General features: G+C 54.7%; 20 protein-coding genes. 9 read left to right on the forward strand and 11 right to left on the reverse strand.

Annotated elements, in window-relative coordinates; all coding sequences use genetic code 11:
- From Q0K43_RS00525 to Q0K43_RS00540, 4 genes are all read right to left on the reverse strand, one after another.
- Positions 1–521, reverse strand: a 521-nt coding sequence (locus Q0K43_RS00525; protein ID WP_297288614.1) for a homocysteine S-methyltransferase family protein, incomplete at its 3' end; no start/stop codon positions are given.
- A 5-nt stretch (positions 522–526) separates the two neighbouring features.
- Positions 527–1,165 (reverse strand): Vitamin B12 dependent methionine synthase activation subunit, encoded by a 639-nt coding sequence (locus Q0K43_RS00530; protein WP_297288615.1) that lies wholly within the window; start codon positions 1,163–1,165, stop codon positions 527–529.
- Positions 1,162–2,022, reverse strand: a complete 861-nt coding sequence (metF, locus tag Q0K43_RS00535; RefSeq protein ID WP_297288616.1) for a methylenetetrahydrofolate reductase [NAD(P)H] — start codon at positions 2,020–2,022, stop codon at positions 1,162–1,164. Before metF ends, Q0K43_RS00530 begins: the two co-directional genes overlap by 4 nt.
- A gap of 44 nt (positions 2,023–2,066) precedes the next feature.
- Positions 2,067–2,372 (reverse strand): cysteine-rich small domain-containing protein, encoded by a 306-nt coding sequence (locus tag Q0K43_RS00540; protein ID WP_297288617.1) that lies wholly within the window; start codon positions 2,370–2,372, stop codon positions 2,067–2,069.
- A gap of 140 nt (positions 2,373–2,512) precedes the next feature.
- On the opposite strand from Q0K43_RS00540, the gene Q0K43_RS00545 reads away from it, so the two are divergent.
- On the forward strand, positions 2,513–3,088 hold the full coding sequence (locus Q0K43_RS00545; protein WP_297288618.1) for a polysaccharide deacetylase family protein: 576 nt from the start codon (positions 2,513–2,515) through the stop codon (positions 3,086–3,088).
- A 72-nt stretch (positions 3,089–3,160) separates the two neighbouring features.
- On the opposite strand, the gene Q0K43_RS00550 is transcribed toward Q0K43_RS00545, so the two are convergent.
- The gene (locus Q0K43_RS00550) at positions 3,161–3,883 is read right to left on the reverse strand and encodes a hypothetical protein (protein ID WP_297288619.1); all 723 of its coding nucleotides are present in this window, start codon (positions 3,881–3,883) and stop codon (positions 3,161–3,163) included.
- Positions 3,884–4,292: 409 nt separating this feature from the next.
- Here Q0K43_RS00550 and Q0K43_RS00555 point away from each other — a divergent pair, with 409 nt between their 5' ends.
- A complete protein-coding gene (locus Q0K43_RS00555) occupies positions 4,293–5,033 on the forward strand; it encodes a GntR family transcriptional regulator (protein ID WP_297288620.1) in 741 nt (246 codons plus the stop codon).
- A 107-nt stretch (positions 5,034–5,140) separates the two neighbouring features.
- Here the strand turns inward: Q0K43_RS00555 and Q0K43_RS00560 are convergent, their stop codons facing one another.
- The 6 genes from Q0K43_RS00560 to Q0K43_RS00585 form a co-directional block, all read right to left on the reverse strand.
- Positions 5,141–6,211: a sugar kinase gene (locus tag Q0K43_RS00560; protein WP_297288621.1), complete on the reverse strand. Its 1,071-nt coding sequence runs from the start codon at positions 6,209–6,211 to the stop codon at positions 5,141–5,143.
- Positions 6,212–6,266: 55 nt separating this feature from the next.
- Positions 6,267–7,163 carry a dihydrodipicolinate synthase family protein gene (locus Q0K43_RS00565; protein WP_297288622.1) on the reverse strand — a complete coding sequence of 299 codons (897 nt, stop codon included), beginning with the start codon at positions 7,161–7,163 and terminating at the stop codon, positions 6,267–6,269.
- Between the two features lie 20 nt (positions 7,164–7,183).
- Positions 7,184–8,530 (reverse strand): transaldolase family protein, encoded by a 1,347-nt coding sequence (locus Q0K43_RS00570; protein WP_297288623.1) that lies wholly within the window; start codon positions 8,528–8,530, stop codon positions 7,184–7,186.
- Positions 8,531–8,592: 62 nt separating this feature from the next.
- A complete protein-coding gene (locus tag Q0K43_RS00575) occupies positions 8,593–9,540 on the reverse strand; it encodes a transketolase family protein (protein ID WP_297288624.1) in 948 nt (315 codons plus the stop codon).
- Positions 9,537–10,379 carry a transketolase gene (locus Q0K43_RS00580; protein ID WP_297288625.1) on the reverse strand — a complete coding sequence of 281 codons (843 nt, stop codon included), beginning with the start codon at positions 10,377–10,379 and terminating at the stop codon, positions 9,537–9,539. Before Q0K43_RS00580 ends, Q0K43_RS00575 begins: the two co-directional genes overlap by 4 nt.
- 12 nt (positions 10,380–10,391) lie before the next feature.
- On the reverse strand, positions 10,392–10,832 hold the full coding sequence (locus tag Q0K43_RS00585; RefSeq protein ID WP_297288626.1) for an RpiB/LacA/LacB family sugar-phosphate isomerase: 441 nt from the start codon (positions 10,830–10,832) through the stop codon (positions 10,392–10,394).
- Positions 10,833–11,149: 317 nt separating this feature from the next.
- Here Q0K43_RS00585 and Q0K43_RS00590 point away from each other — a divergent pair, with 317 nt between their 5' ends.
- From Q0K43_RS00590 to Q0K43_RS00620, 7 genes are all read left to right on the forward strand, one after another.
- On the forward strand, positions 11,150–12,469 hold the full coding sequence (locus Q0K43_RS00590) for an aconitase X (RefSeq protein WP_297288627.1): 1,320 nt from the start codon (positions 11,150–11,152) through the stop codon (positions 12,467–12,469).
- Positions 12,462–12,896 carry an aconitase X swivel domain-containing protein gene (locus Q0K43_RS00595; RefSeq protein ID WP_297288628.1) on the forward strand — a complete coding sequence of 145 codons (435 nt, stop codon included), beginning with the start codon at positions 12,462–12,464 and terminating at the stop codon, positions 12,894–12,896. The genes Q0K43_RS00590 and Q0K43_RS00595 overlap by 8 nt, the downstream gene beginning before the upstream one ends.
- A 24-nt stretch (positions 12,897–12,920) precedes the next feature.
- Complete coding sequence (locus Q0K43_RS00600) at positions 12,921–13,307, forward strand: RidA family protein (protein ID WP_297288629.1); 387 nt, start codon at positions 12,921–12,923, stop codon at positions 13,305–13,307.
- Between the two features lie 440 nt (positions 13,308–13,747).
- Positions 13,748–15,316, forward strand: coding sequence for an ABC transporter substrate-binding protein (locus Q0K43_RS00605; protein WP_297288630.1), 1,569 nt, complete (start codon positions 13,748–13,750; stop codon positions 15,314–15,316).
- A gap of 170 nt (positions 15,317–15,486) precedes the next feature.
- Positions 15,487–16,425, forward strand: a complete 939-nt coding sequence (locus tag Q0K43_RS00610; protein ID WP_297288631.1) for an ABC transporter permease — start codon at positions 15,487–15,489, stop codon at positions 16,423–16,425.
- 5 nt (positions 16,426–16,430) lie between these two features.
- On the forward strand, positions 16,431–17,339 hold the full coding sequence (locus tag Q0K43_RS00615; RefSeq protein ID WP_297288632.1) for an ABC transporter permease: 909 nt from the start codon (positions 16,431–16,433) through the stop codon (positions 17,337–17,339).
- 24 nt (positions 17,340–17,363) lie between these two features.
- A complete protein-coding gene (locus Q0K43_RS00620; RefSeq protein WP_297288633.1) occupies positions 17,364–18,353 on the forward strand; it encodes an ABC transporter ATP-binding protein in 990 nt (329 codons plus the stop codon).
- Positions 18,354–18,355: the final 2 nt, after the last annotated feature.

Raw genomic sequence — 18,355 nt, forward strand, 5'->3', positions numbered from 1 at the left:
GTCACCACCACCGGCAGGTCGCAGTTCTCCTTGGCGGCCAGCACGGCGGCCTTGGCCTCGTAGGAGTCGCTCATGGTCTCGATGAGAACCAGGTTGGCCCCGGCGGCGGCACCCGCTTTCACCACCTGGGCGTACAGGGCCACCGCGTCCTCAAAGTCCAGGTCTCCCATCGGCTTTAACAGTTTGCCGGTGGGGCCCATATCCAAGGCCACAAACACGTCGGGCCGGGGGTCGGTGTCCCTGGCCTCACAGGCCAGACGCACCCCGGCGGTCACAATGGCCTCCAGATCAAAGTCCCCGCCGGCGGGGAACTTCAGACCGTTGGCGCCGAAGGTGTTGGTACACAGGATGTTGCTCCCCGCCGCCAGGTAGGCCCGGTGGAGGGCGGAAATCCGCTCCGGGTGGAGCAGGTTCCAGGTCTCGGGCAGCTCGCCGCCCCGCAGGCCCTGGGCCTGGAGCAGGGTGCCGGTGCCGCCGTCAAAAAACAGGCGCTGACTGTGCAGCGCGTCTAAAAAGGTCATGGTTTTCATCTCCTGAAGGCGCAGTCGGTCTTGGAGCAGATGGCGCAGCCCCCGGTGTGGCATTTGCCCGGGGTCCTGGCCAGGCCGATCACCGCCGTAACCGACTTGACGGGGGCCAGCAGGTGGGCGTCGGTGGCGGTGAGCCCGATCTTCCGGGGGGCGTCCAGCAGCCCCAGCAGCTGGGGCTGGGCGGACAGGGGAAAGTCCCCGTAGCCGGGGCTGAACCGGGGCCGCAGATACCAGCCGGGATGTTGGCCCGCCAGCTGGTGGCAGGCGTGGTCGCATACCGCCTCAATGAGGGCGGCGGCCGCCGCCTGATCCACGGCGGCCCGGGCCACCTGGCCCGCCGCCGAGCGGGCAATGAGCCGGTCCACCTCCACCCCCAAAGTGGCCCCGAAGAGGAGGGCGGCGGTGCAGCCCTCCAGGTGGGCCCGCAGCTTCTCGCTGTGGATGGCCCAGTCCCCCAGCTCCACCCCGCCGGGGCGGAGGGTGAGGGGTAGCTCCAGAGAAGTCCACCGTGGGTCGGCGGCCTCCTCCACCGCCCGGATGCGCGCTTCCAGCAGGGCGGCGGTGGCCTGGTCGGGCTGTGCGCCGCCCCGGTAGCCCAGATAGCGCAGGGCCTCTTCCCGGGGGACATGGATCATTTCAGTACCTCCGACAGGCTGGCCTGGATGGAGGCGGCGATCTCGGGCTTGTTCATGGAGTAGATGTGGATATGCTCCACCCCATTGGCGATGAGGTCGATGATCTGCTGGGCGGCGTAGGCCACACCGGCCTGGCGCATGGCGGCGGGGGTGTCCCCAAACTTGTCCACAATGGCCTTGAACCGCTCGGGCAGGTAGGTACCCGACAGCTTGCAGATGCGGGCGATCTGCTTGCCGTTGGTCACCGGCATGATGCCAGCCACCACCGGCACGGTGATCCCCTTCTCCCGGATGCGGTAGAGGAAGTTGTAGAGGATGTTGTTGTCAAAAAACATCTGGGTGGTGAGGAACTGGCAGCCCGCCTCCACCTTGGCCTTCAGATGGTCGATGTCGGCGTTCTTGGTGGGGGACTCGGGGTGTCCCTCCGGGTAGCAGGCCCCGCCTACGCAGAAGTCGCCGTGGGCCTTGATGTCGCGCACCAGCTGAGCGGCGTACTGGTAGTCGTGGGCGGGGGCGCCCCCCTCGGGGATGTCCCCCCGGAGGGCCAGCACGTTCTGGATGCCGTGGGCCTTCAGCTGCTCCAGTACACGGGCCACATGGTCCCGGGTGGAGGAGACGCAGGTCAGGTGGGCCAGCACGTCCACGCCGTACTGCTGCCGGATGCCGGCGGCAATGCCCACGGTGTAATCGCTGGTGCCGCCGCCGGCGCCGTAGGTGACGCTCATAAAGTCGGGCCGCAGGGCGGCGATCTCCTGGGTGGCCCTGGCCACCGACTGGTAGCTGTCGCGGGTCTTGGGGGGAAAGACCTCAAAGGACAGGGTGGGACGATCTTGTTGCAGCAGATCAATGATCTTCATAAAAGGGTCTCCTTCCCTTGGAGAGTAAGGGTGGGGCCGGGGCCTCAGTCCTGACCAGATTCCTGCTCCCGGCGGGCCATCGTCTGGGCGATCTCCTGGAATTTGCCGGCGATATAGCCGTAGCTCTCCCGCCGGTGAGGCAGGGTGCAGTCGCTGCAATCCTTAATCCCGTTTTCCAGATACTTAAAGTTTCCGCCGCATTCCCTGCCCAGCATATACAGCGGGCAGTAGCAGAACAGGCAGTTGAAGTCCTGTCCCTCGGGGACCTTGTGGCAGGGATAATACTCGCACTGATGGTTGGTGTAGAAGGAGAAGTGTTTGTCCTCCCAGTAAGGCTTGTTCTGTTCCATAATGGCGCCCCTTTCTGCTGATATCAATGGTCTATTTTTCATGATACACGGAATGGGGCGACACTGTCAAGGCCGGCCCCTTCTGAACGGCGGCTGCCCGTCATAGGCTGTACCAACCAAATGATAGGAGGTTGGGCGATATGAAGATCATTTTACTGCGGCGGAAGCTGCTGACGGTACTGGCCTGCATCCTGGCGGCGGCAGCCATGTTCTATGTGGTCAATTACCCGGCGGCGGTGAGCGCCGCCGCCGCCAAACGTCAGCTGCCCATCTACTGCGTCCAGCGGGATCAGAAAATGGTGTCCATCTCGTTTGACGCCGCCTGGGGCAATGAGGATACCCAGCAGCTCATCGACATTCTGGGCCAGTATCAGATCAAAGCCACCTTTTTTGTGGTGGGTGAGTGGGTGGACAAATATCCCGAGTCGGTGAAGGCCCTCCATGACGCGGGCCATGAGATCATGAACCACTCCAACACCCACGCCCACTACAACAGCCTGTCCACCGAGGAGATCATCGCCGACGTGCAGGCGTGCAACGACAAGATTGAAGCTATCACCGGCGTGCGGCCCACCCTGATCCGCTGTCCTTACGGGGAATATGACAACCATGTGATCGCCGCCATCCGCTCCATCGGTATGGAACCCATCCAGTGGGATGTGGATGGTTCCCATACAGCTTCAAGCGCCTGGGGGAGTAAAGCCGCATCTCCATAGCAAGGCCCCCTGATGCAGTCTGTTTTCCTGCATCAGGGGGCCTTTTGTCACCGTCTAACCGGGCCGGTTTATTCAGAACATCTTATATTCGTTTAAAGACAATGCGATATAACTGATGAACGTATTGATATCAAATACGGGAATGTCCAGCTCCTCGCGAATACGGGCGGAATAAGGCGGCAGGTCGGTGCATTCCAGTACCACGGCGCCAATGTCAGGATGTTCGCTCAGACCTTTGCGTACAACGCCGATCACCTCGTCAGTGACAGCGTCCAGGTCGAACTCCTCATTGGGGTGGGTATAGATCCTGCTCCACTCAGGCTGATCGTGCAGGCTGAGAATCACCAGATGCTCCCGGTCTACAATCTTGGCCCGCTGCAGATGTTCCTCCCGCAAATGGTGCTTGTTGGCAGTTAAAACCGCAACCTTACGGTTGGGGCCCACCATAGCCTGGACCAGGGGAACTTGCAGCAGGGAACTGGTAAACACCAGCTCAGGTACGGCGGCGGCCAGCCCCTCCTGGTAGTACGCAGTAAAGCCGCAGCTGGTGGTAATGGCTTTTACCCCCTGCGCCGCCAGGTCCTTGCATACTGCAATAAACTGATCAAGCATCTCCTGGCAAGGGTTTTCTTCGATGGTGTCCATATTGGCGCCCTTTACGCGCACCATCATGATCTCAAAGGGATAGGAAGCGGGATTGGTGCTGTTGCCGGGCAGGGACTCCAGCTGGAGTTGAGCGGGCAAAACCTGCCCTTCCTCCCAACGCAGGATGCAAATCTTTGGTTTCTTTTCCATAAAAGAACTCCTTTCTCTTTTTATTACGATTAAAGTTAACAGGTATATACAAGAGATTCTCGGGGCATTTTCTGTATAAATATTTGGTTGCAATTTGGAACATTGACCCCTATAAGACCTCAAAACATTTGGTATTCAGATGTTTGCTGGTTCTGCACAAAAAAGAAATGCATATGGCAAGAATGAATATATAACCATTATTTTTTGGTTTATGGAGGTGCTATAAAGAGATTTTCGATATGTGAGTTATTAATATACGACAAATTTCTTTCTAAAACACTTGAATCCGGTCGGAAAATCATGTAAAATTACTTCTATAACACCGAATACTACATATGATTTGCTGTTTATATTTTTACGGTATCGCGCAGGGTGAATACTAATTTTTTCCTTGGGAGGTCGTAAGATTATGGATTGTGGTACGCTGTCTGCACTTGATAAGACCAATGCCACGCCCCTGCATATCCAGATTGAGGAGTCAATCCTGCAAAAATTGGAATCTAAGGAATGGACACCCGGAAAATTGATCCCCTCGGAAAACGAACTAAGTCAGATTTACGGCGTGAGCCGCACCACGGTACGCAATGTGATTACCAAGTTGGTGCAGGAGGGGCTTCTGTTTCGGATTCCTGGCAAGGGGACCTACGTGGCTGAACCGAAAATTGTGGCCCATTCCTTGTCTTATGCCGGCATCCGGGAGCAGCTGGAGAAGCTGGGATATGAAGTAACGACGCAGCTGCTCTCACTGAATTTAGAAACTGCAAATCAGAAGATCCTTCAGTATTTCTATGGCCTGGATGATCCGCATTTTTATGTGGTTCGCCGCCTGCGGCTTCTAAAAGGGGAGCCTTTGAGCATCCATATTTCCTACTTACCTCAGGCTTATTGCCCCGGCATTGATCAGCATGATTTGAGCAGGGAACAATTATGTACGGTATTGAGCAGGGAATACGGTTTAAACCGCGCCAAGACAATCGAGACATTGGAATCTGTGGCAGCTAAGCCTGCGGAAGCGTCGCTTCTGCATATTTTCCCCAGCCAGCCCCTGTTGCTTTTGCAGGATCAGATCCTGGATGCCGATGGTCGTACCTTTGAATACAGCAAGGTGGTTTTCCGGGGCGAAAAGATTAAAATTACGATGGAGATCTGAGTGTTGCCGGGAGATTCACCCGGGATGATTCTACCTCAGCCGGAACAGCATATCGGAATCATGAAAGAGGGCACCTCATTGGGGTGCCCTCTTTCCTCTTTGTCGATTCAGCGTTTTACGCGAGCGGAACCGCCGTTCATCACGTCGTAAGCCTCTTCCGTGGTGACCAGGTTCCAGTCATTGCGGATGGTGTGGCACAGGGCCGAATAAGCGGCGGCAAAGTCGATGCATTCCTGCTCGGGCTTCCCCTCCAACAGGCACCAGATCAGACCGGAAGCGAAGGAATCGCCGCCGCCCACACGATCATAGATCTCAATATTCATATACTTGCGGGAGACATAGTAGCCGTTGCGGGTCATCATGACGCACTGCCAGTTGTTCAGGCAGGCAGAGGTGACCTCACGCAGAGAATTGCCCACCACTTGAACGTTGGGGTACTTTTCCATGACCTTCTCGGCAACCTTTTTATAGCACATGGGGTCGATCTTGGAATAATTCTCATCGGTGTTTTCGGCTTTGATGCCCAGCATGGTCTCAAAGTCCTCCTCGTTGCCGATGATAACGTCGATGTAGGGCATCAGTTCAACCATTGCGGCCTGGGCTGCTTCTTTGCTCCAAAGGGTATGGCGGTAATTGAGGTCAAAAGAAGTGGTGGCGCCGTTCTGCTTTGCAGCTTTCAGCGCGGCCAGAACCTCGGTAGCGGTGTGTTCACCCACGGCAGTTACAATACCGGTGGAGTGGAACCAACGGGTATCCAGCACCTTTGCCCAGTCGATGTCGCCGGGCTGGATGCGGGAGACGGCGGAGTGACCGCGGTCATAGGTCTGATAACTGGGGCGGGGGCCAATGCCAACTTCGATAAAGCATTTGCCGTTGCGGCCATTGCGGCCGATTTTGTCGTAGGGCTCCACCACCACGTTGGACATATCCACAGCATGCATCTGGGCGTGTTTGATAATGTAGTCGCCGTCCCAGGCATCCACAAGCTTGGTCACATAAGCGGTTTTCAGCGTGGGTTTCAGAAGTTTGCGGCTCAGATTGGAGATGTTGACGCAGCAGTTCAGCTCCGCGGCTGCAATGCCGAGCTGCAGCTCCTCAGCCTGACCCAGGCGGTCATGTCCGGGGGGTGTAAAACGTACCATTGCCTCGCCGAAGCTCATAAAATCATACTTGGCCATATTTCTCTCCTCCATTTAAAATAATGATTATAATAATTGGATAGGACCTCGCAACTTAGCTGAACAGGCCAAATCCTTTCAACTTGGCTTCCAGGGCTTCTTTCTCCTCTGCGGTCAGGGGCAGCAGAGGCAGTCTGGGGTCGCCGCCTACCAGGCCGTTCATATCCATAGCAGCCTTGACCGCCGCTACACCGCCGGCGCCGCCGATGGCGCGGTTTATCTCCAGCAGGCGGGTATTGAGGGCAATGGCCTCCGGATACTTTTTCTCCTCCAGAAGGTGGAACAGCTCCACGGTTATTTCAGGGAAGCTGTTGGCAAGGGACAGAACACCGCCGGAACCGCCCATCGTTATAGCGGCAAAGAAGTTATTGACAGAGCCTGCCACCACAGTGAAGCCGGGCTTGTCCTTTACGGCAAACAGAATATTTTCCATATTGCCGGTGGAGCTGTCCTTTACACCAACAATATTGGGGTGATCGGCGCAGCGACGGATCAGCTTCGGGCTCAGCCCTACGCCGCCGGCATACTGGGGCGCATTGTATACCAGGCAGGGAACAGAGACTGCGTCTGCTACGTCAGAGAAGTAGCGCAGGAGAACATCGTCTGTCATCTGCTTTTTAAAATAGCAGGGCGGCAGCAAAGTCAGGAAATCTGCGCCGCGCTTGCACATCTCCAGGCCCATCTCGATGCTCTCTGCGGTGGACTCAAAGATACAGCCCGACATGACGGTCTGATCTGCGCCCTTGTTCTGGATGATGGTTTCCAGCACAAGGAGCTTCTCCTTGTTGGACAGGCTCTTGTTTTCGCCGTTGGAGCCCAGGGCCAGATAGCCCTTCAGACCGGCGGCCGCATAGCGTTTTACATTTTTGGCCAGCCCCTCATAATCCACCTGGCCGTCATGGGTAAAAGGAGTGGAAATAGGAGCGAATACCCCCGTCAACTTTTTTTCCACAGTTCACATCTCCCGTCTTTTTATTTTTTACGATCGTTATTGACGGCATTCATAAAGCGTCTCTGATAGGACACCACCTGGTTGGTGCTTGTAAAGCGAGCCAGGTACTGGGGTTCAGCGGTGATGACAAGACGATCCACCATATCGGCGTATTCGGGATCAGCCATCAGATTATCAATATCGGGATAGTTGTAGTCGCCCTCCATAGAGCAAATGATCAGGCGGGTATCAGGCAGGTTATTCTGACGCAGCAGGCGCAGGTTGTGACGCACGCCGTCCAGACCATCGGAGCCTTCGGGATTATTGAAGTTGCGATAGGCAAGCGTGTCCTTGGCGATACGCAGGACCTCCAGCAGATCGCAGTCAGCTTCGTTTTTGGCCAGCATGTCGGCAGCCAGCATTTCCTTGCGCAGTTCCTCAAGATATTTGCGGTCGCCGGTCATCTCATAGAAGCCCAGCAGGCGCTGGAAAACGGCGGAGAGTTTGGCGCGGTGACGCACAAAGCTGTTGATAAAATAAGGCTTGGCCTGCAGAGCCAGCGCGGTCTGATAGGGTTCAAACATCAAAGTATAATTGATGCGGTAACCATGCTCCCGCAGCTTCAGAGCCAGATTGTGGCCGCGCAGAGCGTCCTCGGTGGAACACTGGTTGTAACGGGTGGAGAAGCGCTTGTCGCCCTCCAGCAGCTCGTGGACGTTATCGGCATTCACAGGACCGGTATGAGGTACCTTGACGACCAGACGATACTCGGAGAGCAGCTCTTTAAACGCCTCGCACTCCTCCAGGATCTTATTGAAATCTTTCTCAAAGGGGTTGTTCAGCTCAACGCTGATATCGCAGCCGGGACCAAGGATACGACCCAGCTCACCCATGACTTCTTCTCTGGTTTTAAACAGCCCGCCCACGTTGCATTCAGGATTGTTGATGAACAGGTCATATACGATGCCGGGGTTGCAGGTCAGGTTACCCAGCAAAGGAGCAATGGGCGCCACTTCGTAAGGATTGGCGGAGTCGGCGGAGAAAATCATCCTGGTGGGGCGCTTCATGCCGTTCTTATCGTAAGAGATATCCCGCACCAAGTCAATCTCCAACAGGCCGTCAGGCTGCAGAGTACTCTCAATGCGGAAGCCCGCGGGCGTTTCGCCGGCAGGCACATTGAACACCTTGATCACATCGCGGAAGCGAGGGGTCACACCGATATACTTGACGACGCCGTTGAGCAGCTCATACTGCTCGGCGGTCAGAGACAGGTCCTTTACGCGGGCGACGTAATCTTCATCATTGCGGGCGGCGGGCGCATTTAAGGTACACAGAGGGAAGTGTACATTCAGCGTTCCTTCACCCTTGGAGCGGTAGTTGACGGTCATAATATATTCTCCCTTCTTTCTGCGCGCTTCGGCGGCAGGATCGATCTTTTGCTAGTCCGGTTTTATTTTGTTTCTGATGCGGATGTATTCAGCGCCGCGGCGATGCGTTTGGCTGCTTCCTCCCCGGATAAGCCATAGAAAGCCAGAAGTTCATCATAGGGGCCGGTATTTTTGGCGCCTTCAGGTACTGCCAGCATATGAAGGGGCACGCCCGCACCCGCCTGAGCCAGCACCTCGGCCACTGCGGAACCCAGCCCGCCTGTGGGTATATGCTCTTCCAGCGTAAAGACTGCTCTTTTTCCCTTGGCGTGGGCCAGAACGGCTTCGGCATCCAGAGGCTTGATGGTGGTAAAATTCAAAACGGATAAAGAAGTCCCGGACTCGCTCAGGATCCGACAGGCTTTCATGGCCTCCTCGGCGCTGGGGCCATAGGTGTACAGGGCGCCGTCAGTGCCTTCGCTGAGAACTTCTGCTTTGCCCAGTTTCATAGAGCGCGGGCCGTCTACCGGGGCGCTGCGCGCCTGACGGGGCATCCGAATGTAGACGGGACCATCGGCTGCAATCGCCTGTTCCAGACAGAACTCCACTTCATCTGCGTCGCCAGGGGCCAGAACCGTCAGATGCGGAACAGAACGCATCAGCCCCACATCCTCAACCGCAATATGGGTGGAGCCCAGGGTGGAATAGGCCAGGCCGCCGCCGGAACCAACGATGATCACCTTGCTGTTCATATAGCCCAGATCATCACGCACCTGCTCATAAGCGCGCATGGTAAGGAACGGGTTGATGATGACCAGAACGGGCAGCAGGCCCTGGCGTGACAGGGCGGCACACAGGCTCACCGCGTTCTGCTCACTGATGCCCACCTCGATACTGCGCTCGGGGAATTCCTGAAAAAAGGCGCTCAGACCGCCGCCGGCACAGGAATCGCAGGACACTGCCACAATGCGCTTGTCCTCTCGCCCCAACTCCACCAACTTCATTTCAAATGCTTTTCTGGGATCGTTCATTCCAGCCAACCCCTTTCTGCCGCCACAGAATCCAACTCTGCCAGGGCCTGATCCGCACTCTCCCTGGAGGGATTCCAATGATGATACTTTGCCTGATCCTCCAGGAAGGAGATACCCTTGCTTTTGATGGTCTTTGCTACGATGATGGAAGGCTTACCCGCCTCAAATGGAGCTGCAGCCAGAGCATCGTACAGGGCGCCCACATCGTTGCCCGCCACAGAGCGAACGGACCAGCCAAAGGAGGTATAGCGACCTTCAAAGTCGGTAGGCTTGCAGACCTCGCTGGTGCGGCCGTTGATTTGCAGCGTGTTTTCATCCAGAATGGCCACCAGATTGTCCAGCTTTTTGTGTGCGGCAAATGCGGCGGCCTCCCACAGGCTGCCCTCGCCCTGCTCGCCGTCTCCCATCAGTACATAGGTGCGATAACTTTCGCCCTGGAGCTTGGCGGCCAGGGCGTAGCCGCAGCCCAGAGGCAGTCCGTGCCCCAGGCTTCCGGTAGAGAAATCCAGGCAGGGAAGCTTGGTGGCATCGGGATGACCAGGGAAGCGGGTGCCCAATTTGTTATACGTTTTCAGTTCTGCTTTATCTATGGCGCCTATTTCTGCCATGACACCGTACAACGCCAGGCATTTGTGTCCTGCACTGAGGATGAATTTGTCCCGGTGCTGGAGATCCTGGGGTGAGTAGTTCATGATCGCCCCATACAATACAGCAATGGCATCCGCAGCAGACAGGGCCCCGCCTACATGGCCTTCGCCATTGGTGGCAATGGTAGAGACCACATTGCGGCGAATATTGAAAGCCAAACGCTCCAACTCTTCACGATTAAATGGTTTCATAAGCGATCTCCTTTAGTTTTCAGCCTCAATCTGGCGGAGATGTGCTACCTTGGCGGCAGAGGCGCTGCTGGGGTCAAACTTTAGCGGCAACCATTGGCGCACAATCTCTTCGGCGGTTTTCATGCCGATTACAAGCGCACCCAGGCACAAAATGTTTCCGTCATTGGAGAGGATCATGCGCTGGGCGGAGTAGATATCGTGGCAGACAGCAGCATAAGCGCCTTTGACCTTGTTGGCGCTCATCGCCATGCCGATACCGGTGCCGCAGATTAAAATACCCCGCTCACACGCGCCTTCCGCCACCAATTTTGCCACCTTTTCTGCAATGCCGGGATAGCTGACAGGCTCTGTATCAAAGGAGCCCACGTCCACATACTCGTTTTCGGGGAATGTCTTCATGATCATTTGCTTATAGGACAGTCCATGCTGATCGTTGCCGATCGCAATTTTCATCGTGCTTCCTCCTCCTATTGTTTATGACATGCTTAACCTGTATATACAAGGTAGCCTATTAGGAGGAAAAAGTCAAGACACATTTTGATGAATCTGGCCTGTGTGTTTTGCACAGTTTCACTAAAAAATAAGCGAAATTTTTGGCGGATATCCAACTGATACAGCCGATATGCGTTTAAATACTTGAAATAGTGTCTTGACTTTTGCGCAAATGTATCTATGATAGACTAATAAAGAGACATGTACATACTAGAATACAGCTGTTGTGCAGGACGATGTTACATGAGTGGACAGGTAATGAAAGGAGATTGCACCATATGGTTCGGTTGACTGCATACGAACAACGAATGCTTGACGGCGAGTTCGGCGCCGCCAAGAAGGTCGCGTTACAGAAAATTATCGACTATGCGCAGATATTGGGAGCCGAAGAATTGGTACCTATCACCAAAGCTCATTTGTGCTGCGGCTCCACCTGTGAACCGGCAGACTTTCCGGATGGCAATTTGGACCGGCCGGATATTTTGGCGATGGGCTATCATGACTGGCAGACCAAGCTGAAATGTCCCGGGCTGGACCCTGCGGTATTCAACAGCTTCAATGAAAGCACCTATGTCATGGATGATGTACACTGCTGCGATACGTTTCAGTGGCAGTGGACCCAGCAAACGAAGGAGTTCTACGAGAACAACCGGCAGATCCTTTCGGATGCAGCAGATCGCGGCGTCATGATCGGCTCTACCTGCGCGCCTTATTTAGCCGGTTGGCTGCCGGTCATGGGCGAGTATTTTGTGACGACTGAGTCCAGCAATGTACTTTACAGCAATTCGATTCTGGGCGCCCGGGGGTATGGCGGCGGCGGGAATACCACCTTCTGTGCCGCCATCTGTGGCCGGGCCCCCAAATGGGGACTGCATCTGCCTGAGAACCGTCATGGTACGCATGTGTTCCATGTGGCTTGCGATACCAAGGATAAAACCGATTGGGATCTGCTGGGCGCTGCTGTAGGCCGCCGGTTGTCTCCCAATGCGATTCCCGTGATTTGCGGCGATTTTGAACGGCCCGACTTGATTAAGCTGAAAACCTTTTTTACCGCTCTGGCTGTCACCAGCGGTTGTGAGTTGTGCCTGATCGTGGGGGTATCCCCTGAGGCCCAGACCTATGAGATGGCAATGGGAGGGCACAAGCCGGTGGCGGAATTCACCATTACCAATGAGATCCTGCAGACGTATTGGGATGAAGTATGCTGCAAGCAATCCGGCCCGGCGGACTATCTGCAGATTGGCTGCCCCAACTGCTCGGCTGAGGAATTGATCCGTATCTGGCGGTACATGAATGGCAGAAAAGTCAAGGAAGGCGTTCGCTTCTGCGTATTTACCAATATTGCGCAATATGCGATGGCCGAGCAGTCCCACATCATTCAGGACCTGAAATCCTGGGGCGTGGAAATCCTGACCAGCGGCTGTATTCTGCGAACCATTAACGTGGCGAAGGGAGCCAAATCCATTGGCCTGTCCTCCTTTAAGCTGTGCAGCGGCAGCAAGGATGAGCGGGATTGCCCGATCTACTATGGTTCTGACGAGCAGGTGATTGATGCGGCCATCAGCGGGTATTGGGAGGTTAAGAGAAGATATGAGTGAGCATAAAATCATAAAGGGACGTCCTGCCTGGGGCCCTGTGGTCGAAGGCTATGCGTTTGTCTGCCCCGACAGCATTGTGGGGTGGAATGGTGTGGATGTAAAGACGGGTACGGTTACGGAAAAGAGTAATGTCCACTATGGCGATAGTTTTGCCGGCAAGATTATTGTGCTGCCCTGCAGCCGCGGCTCACTGGGTTGGTCCGATATGTTCCGCAACAGCGAGTACAACGGTGTTGGCCCCAGCGGTTACATCTTTACCACAATGGATTCCAAGTGCGGTACAGCGATCTTTAACACCAGGCGACCCTGTGTGGCTGATTTTCCTGCAGATTGTGATCCCTGCGTGGAGATCCATGACGGAGATTATATTAGGCTGGACGGTATTAACGGCACGGTAGAAATTTTGGTGCCGGCCGAAAATAACTGATGTGATCAGAAAGGAAGTACGATGATGGAATTTGAAAAGGAAAAGGTTTATACCCCCCTGGCGGCTACTCCCACCCACAATGTCTCCCAGGCGGTCAAATACGGAAATCTGGTGTTTGTCTCCGGCATGGTTGGCGAAGATGAAAACGAGGTCCTGAAAGAGGGCCTGGAAGCTCAGTGTGAGCAGGCCTTTATTAACATGAAAAATGTGCTGGAAGCGGCAGGGTCTGGTTTGGAGAAGGTGCTGTTCTGCCAGATTTTTATTGCCAAACGGGAAGACCGGGCCATTGCGAACAAGGTATGGGACCGCTTCTTCCTGAACATGGAGGTGGGCCCCGCCAGATACACGGTCGTGGCCCCCACGGTTGCCGAACCCTATCTGTTTGAAATTACCTGCATTGCCGGCGTGTAATCTCCGGCTGCGCCCTTTGCTTTGATCATGTCGTGGTCTGAGCGGTTTGGCGTGGAACATTAAACGGGTAGTGAAAAATAGAAAGTCTCTGCGGCCGGCAGCCTACAGGCTGCCGGCCGCATTTTATGCCGGGGATTTTCTTGAGATCTTCCGGCTGGAGCCTGATTGCCGGACAGCGATTTTGCTTGGTTCAAACAATACTGTCATGGGGATACGGTTACAGATAAGTGGATATTGCTATATATTTCACAATCTCCTTTTGTAAATTTAGCGGATGTGCCCATATTGCTTATCACATTTTTGTGGTAACAGACAATTTTTGAAAACAGCAATTTACTTCACTTGACAATGCTGTATATACAGGTATATAGTTTACTCGTACCAATCAGTATGTACAGCAGTACATATATGTGTGGATTCAAAATTAAGGAGGAGGCAAAATGAAGAAAAGGTTTATCTCTCTACTCATGTCCATGCTGATGCTGGCCGCTGCCCTGACGGGCTGTGCCGGCGGCGGCGAGTCCAGCGGTGGGAGCGAGAACACGGTAACCCTTCGCAACACCGCAGCCCTGACCACCAGCGACCCCAACCAAACCACCAATACCCATGAGTACACTGTTTTTGAGAACATTTATGAAGGCCTGTACGATTTGAATGAGGCTACCGGCGGTTACGACCTGCGGCTGGCTGAGAAGGTGGAGGCCAACGAAGATGTAACGGAATATATCGTGACCTTGCGGAAGGACGTCAAGTTCCACAACGGCGAGACCATGACGGCTGATGATGTTGTGTTCAGCTATGAGATGGCTCAGAACAGCCCCAAGCAGGCCTCCTTTGTCCGCCCGCTGGATCATGTTGAGAAGGTTGACGATTACACCGTCAAAATTGTTTTGAATCAGCCCTTCTCTCCCATCGGCCACATGCTCTTCAAGGTAAAGATTCTGTCCCAGAAAGAGGTCACTGAGCAGGGCGATGATTTTGGCAAGATCGCCAACAAGGCCGGTACCGGCCCTTACATGTGGGATGAGGAGAACTACAATCCTCTGACCTCCTGGAGCGCGGTTGCTTTTGAGGATTATTACCGCGGCAAGGCCAAGATCGACCGAATTGTCTGGAATGTCATTGAGGATGATACCTCTGCCATTACTGCTCTGCAGAATGGTGAAATTGACTACATGATCGTTCCCATTTCTTACTGGGAGGACATCAAGAGTTCCGACAAGTTCACCTGCGTTGAGAAGGAGTCCAACGAGGTCATGACCTTCTGCATCAACATCGAGTCCAAGAACTATGGCTCGGTTCTACAGAATGACCTGGTGCGTGAGGCCATTATGTACGCCATCGATCGCGATGCCGTCAACCAGCTGGTGTGCGATGGCTACGGCACCCCCACCTATATGTACATCAACCCCAACTACGCTGCCGCGGCTCCCACTGCCGACTCTCTGGAGAACCCCATCCCCTTCGATCTGGAGAAGTCCAAGGCGCTGCTTGCCGAGGCCGGCTATCCTGACGGCGTTGACGTCGGTGAGTTCCTGGCCGCTGCGGGCCGCAATGAGAGCTACGCCATTGCCATTCAAGCTCAGCTGGAGGCTGCCGGTATCCGGTCCACGCTGGTGGTTCAGGACTACTCCGTTGCCGGTGACCGCCTGGTTGCACAGGAATACGATCTGGCCATGGCTTATGACTGCGGCAACTACGACTTCAATAACTTCGAGCAGCAGTGTGCTTCCGCGTCCGTTGGCATTAAGAACTGCGTATTTGACGGCCCTGCCGGCAAGTTCAACGAGCTGTCCGATCAGTTTGACGCTTGGCTGCAGGAAGGCGCCTCTACGGCTGATGAAGAGGAGCGTATTGCGATCTATACCGAGCTGTACAACGCGTTCTATGACACCCACACCCTGACGCCGGTAATTGTCATTCCTTCCTGTATTGCTTATAATAAGGATTTGGATGCTGTTGCTGTTCCCACCGACTATCGTGTCTACGACTGGAGCTGGAAGGCCTAACCGGCGAGCCTGATTGACGTTAACCTAGAGCCGTTATTTAAGAAAGATTGTGTGCAGGCGGCTAGAAATATTCGCCTGCACACAACTTTTTTCCTAATAGCCCCAAGGTACTACATACCGGGCTTGCTGTATAGTTCGATAAAAATCTTCCGTTAGAAAGCAGGGAAAGCATGCATCGATATATTATCAAACGCCTGTTGTTCCTGATCCCCACCGTGCTTGGTGTTACCTTGATTATCTTCATTGTTATGAATGTTACGCCCGGCAACCCCGGTCGAATGATTCTGGGACCCAACGCTACTGCGGCGGAGGTCGAGGCAATGAACGAGGAGCTGGGCTATAATGATCCCATTTTGGTGCGTTGGTTTAACTATCTGAAAGATATTGTTACCAAGGGCAGCTTTGGACAATCCTATTCCACCAAGCGGGATGTTCTGGAAGAACTCTGGCCTCGTTTTTTGGTTACCTTACGACTTGCTATTTTAGTTCTTACATTATCAGTTTGTATAGGCGTCCCATTGGGAATTCTATCTGCAGTAAAACAAAATTCGCTGATGGATACGATCCCTACAATGATTGCCTTCTTCTTAGCGGCGGTACCAAGCTTCGTTGTAGGTATAGTACTAATGTATATATTTGCCTTAAAGTTAGGCTGGTTCCACTCCTACGGCCTAAAATCTGTGTCAGACTATGTGCTGCCTGTGGTTTCGGCAACGATCTGTGAGCTGTCGGCCTATCTGAGGTTTACCAAGTCCTCCATGCTGGAGGCCATTCGCCAGGACTATGTCCGCACTGCCCGTGCCAAAGGCGTTGCTGAGCGTACAGTCATCTGGAAGCATGCGCTGAAGAATGCGCTGCTGCCTGTGGTCACCTCCATTGGCATGCGTTTTGGCTGCCTGCTGGCCGGTATGGTTACCACGGAACAGCTGTTTTCCATCCCGGGCGTCGGTTCTCTGATCGTTGAGTCCATCAGCATGAAGGATGAACCCATGATCATCGGCTGTGCCGTTATGGTGTCCATCTGCTTCACTCTGCTGATGATCGGTGTTGACTTGATTTATGCCTTCATTGACCCGCGCATTCGGGCCAAGTACAGTAAGGGGGGTTGACCTCAATGGCAAAAAATTCTACCCGCCCCGTTGTGGCCACGCTCGATGGTGAGGACATCAACTTCAAGCGCCCCAGTCAGACCAAAGAGATCCTCCGCCGGTTGAGAAAGAACAAGGGCGCCATGATCGGCCTGTTTCTGCTCATCTGCATTGTTCTGGTGGTCATTTTCGCGGATTTTATCGCCCCTTATGAAGCTGGCGTGGTTCAGGTCGCCGAAAACAAGCTGGCGCCCATGTCCCCGGAGCATCCGCTGGGCTGCGACAGCTATGGCCGTGATGTTCTCTCCCGTCTGGTACATGGCGCCCGCAACTCCCTGCTGGTGGCCGTGGCGGCTTCCATCAGTTCCTGCCTGTTTGGATGTACGCTGGGCGCCATCGCCGGCTATTTTGGCGGAAAGATCGATATGCTGATCATGCGGGCGCTGGATATCTTCATGTCCATCCCCGACCTGCTGTTCACCATGGTGGTTGTGGCTGCCCTGAGTTCCAGCATTCCTGTACTGATCATCGCAATGACGCTGGCGTATTTTACAAACTACGTCCGACTAGTACGCTCCGGTGTTTTGAATCTGGTGGATCAAGAGTATGTTGAGGCTGCGCGTGCCGGTGGATCCAGTTCCGCCCGTATCATCATCAGCCACATCATACCCAACACGCTGGGCATCATCCTGGTCAATGTAACCCTGAACGTTTCCAGCCTGGTGATCTATCAGTCTACCCTGAGCTTTATCGGACTGTCCCTGCCCGCTCCTGCGCCTGAGTGGGGTTCTATGTTGTCCAGTGCCCGTGTTGATATGATGCGCGCCCCCCTGCTGGTGGTATTCCCCGCACTGGCCATTGTTCTGACTGCTTTCTCCGTGAACCTGCTGGGTGACGGCCTGCGCGATGCTATGGACCCCCGCCTGAAGAACTGACACCGGCAGAAAGGAATTATCATCATGAGTAACGCAGAAAAGATGCTGGACATTAAGGACTTGAGCGTTGTCTACAAAACGGATCTGGAGACGGTATATGCCGTCAATGGCGTCACACTTTCCTTGGAAAAGGGAGCTACGCTGGGCTTGGTGGGCGAGACCGGCGCCGGAAAAACCACGCTGGCCCTGACGCTGATGCGCCTTCTGCCCGAGCGTACCGGTAAAGTGACCTCCGGTTCCATTACCTTCGAAGGTGAGAACATTATTGACCTGCCCGAGGCGCAGATGCGCAAGATCCGCGGCGACAAGATCGCCATGATCTTCCAGGACCCCATGACCTCCCTGAATCCGGTGCTGACGGTAGGCGAGCAGATCGCCGAGGCGCTGCTGGTTCATAATGAGGTAGGCCGCTCAAAAGAGGAGATAGAGGCCCGTGTTGATGAGACCCTGACCTTGGTGGGCATTCCCCCGGCCAGAAAGCGTGAGTACCCTCACCAGTTTTCCGGCGGGATGCGCCAGCGCGTGGTAATCGCCATCGCGCTGTCCTGCGAGCCCGATTTGCTGATTGCGGACGAGCCGACCACCGCTCTGGACGTTACCATTCAGGCACAGGTGCTGATGATGATCCGCGATCTGCGTGACCGGCTTGGTACCTCTATGATTATGATTACCCATGATCTTGGTATTGTGGCGCAGACCTGTGATAATGTGGCTGTGATGTACGCCGGTGAGATCATCGAGCTGGGCACCGCCGAGGATATCTTTGCTCACACCATGCACCACCCGTATACAGATGGTTTGTTTGCTTCTTTGCCGAATCTGAAGTCGAAAACAGCCCGCCTGCAGCCCATTACCGGCCTGATGCCGGATCCCACCAATCTGCCCAAGGGCTGTAAATTTGCACCGCGCTGCAGCCGGTGCATGGAGATTTGCAAGGAAGTACCCCCGGAGGTCTATACCGAAGGTACGCACTCCATCCGATGCCATCTCTTTCACCAATCAAAGGAGAACTAAGC

The sequence above is a fragment of the uncultured Flavonifractor sp. genome (assembly GCF_944383115.1).
Lineage (GTDB): Bacteria > Bacillota > Clostridia > Oscillospirales > Oscillospiraceae > Flavonifractor.

Bases quoted from the DNA above. Each gene is read 5' to 3' on its own strand.
- Q0K43_RS00615 (WP_297288632.1), top strand. From the start codon at position 16,431: ATGGCAAAAAATTCTACCCGCCCCGTTGTGGCCACGCTCGATGGTGAG.
- Q0K43_RS00540 (WP_297288617.1), bottom strand. From the start codon at position 2,372: ATGGAACAGAACAAGCCTTACTGGGAGGACAAACACTTCTCCTTCTAC.
- Q0K43_RS00560 (WP_297288621.1), bottom strand. From the start codon at position 6,211: ATGGCCAAGTATGATTTTATGAGCTTCGGCGAGGCAATGGTACGTTTT.
- Q0K43_RS00590 (WP_297288627.1), top strand. From the start codon at position 11,150: ATGGTTCGGTTGACTGCATACGAACAACGAATGCTTGACGGCGAGTTC.
- Q0K43_RS00620 (WP_297288633.1), top strand. From the start codon at position 17,364: ATGAGTAACGCAGAAAAGATGCTGGACATTAAGGACTTGAGCGTTGTC.
- Q0K43_RS00550 (WP_297288619.1), bottom strand. From the start codon at position 3,883: ATGGAAAAGAAACCAAAGATTTGCATCCTGCGTTGGGAGGAAGGGCAG.
- Q0K43_RS00570 (WP_297288623.1), bottom strand. From the start codon at position 8,530: ATGACCGTCAACTACCGCTCCAAGGGTGAAGGAACGCTGAATGTACAC.
- Q0K43_RS00585 (WP_297288626.1), bottom strand. From the start codon at position 10,832: ATGAAAATTGCGATCGGCAACGATCAGCATGGACTGTCCTATAAGCAA.
- Q0K43_RS00530 (WP_297288615.1), bottom strand. From the start codon at position 1,165: ATGATCCATGTCCCCCGGGAAGAGGCCCTGCGCTATCTGGGCTACCGG.
- metF (WP_297288616.1), bottom strand. From the start codon at position 2,022: ATGAAGATCATTGATCTGCTGCAACAAGATCGTCCCACCCTGTCCTTT.
- Q0K43_RS00605 (WP_297288630.1), top strand. From the start codon at position 13,748: ATGAAGAAAAGGTTTATCTCTCTACTCATGTCCATGCTGATGCTGGCC.
- Q0K43_RS00545 (WP_297288618.1), top strand. From the start codon at position 2,513: ATGAAGATCATTTTACTGCGGCGGAAGCTGCTGACGGTACTGGCCTGC.
- Q0K43_RS00595 (WP_297288628.1), top strand. From the start codon at position 12,462: ATGAGTGAGCATAAAATCATAAAGGGACGTCCTGCCTGGGGCCCTGTG.
- Q0K43_RS00580 (WP_297288625.1), bottom strand. From the start codon at position 10,379: ATGAAACCATTTAATCGTGAAGAGTTGGAGCGTTTGGCTTTCAATATT.
- Q0K43_RS00610 (WP_297288631.1), top strand. From the start codon at position 15,487: ATGCATCGATATATTATCAAACGCCTGTTGTTCCTGATCCCCACCGTG.
- Q0K43_RS00555 (WP_297288620.1), top strand. From the start codon at position 4,293: ATGGATTGTGGTACGCTGTCTGCACTTGATAAGACCAATGCCACGCCC.
- Q0K43_RS00575 (WP_297288624.1), bottom strand. From the start codon at position 9,540: ATGAACGATCCCAGAAAAGCATTTGAAATGAAGTTGGTGGAGTTGGGG.
- Q0K43_RS00600 (WP_297288629.1), top strand. From the start codon at position 12,921: ATGGAATTTGAAAAGGAAAAGGTTTATACCCCCCTGGCGGCTACTCCC.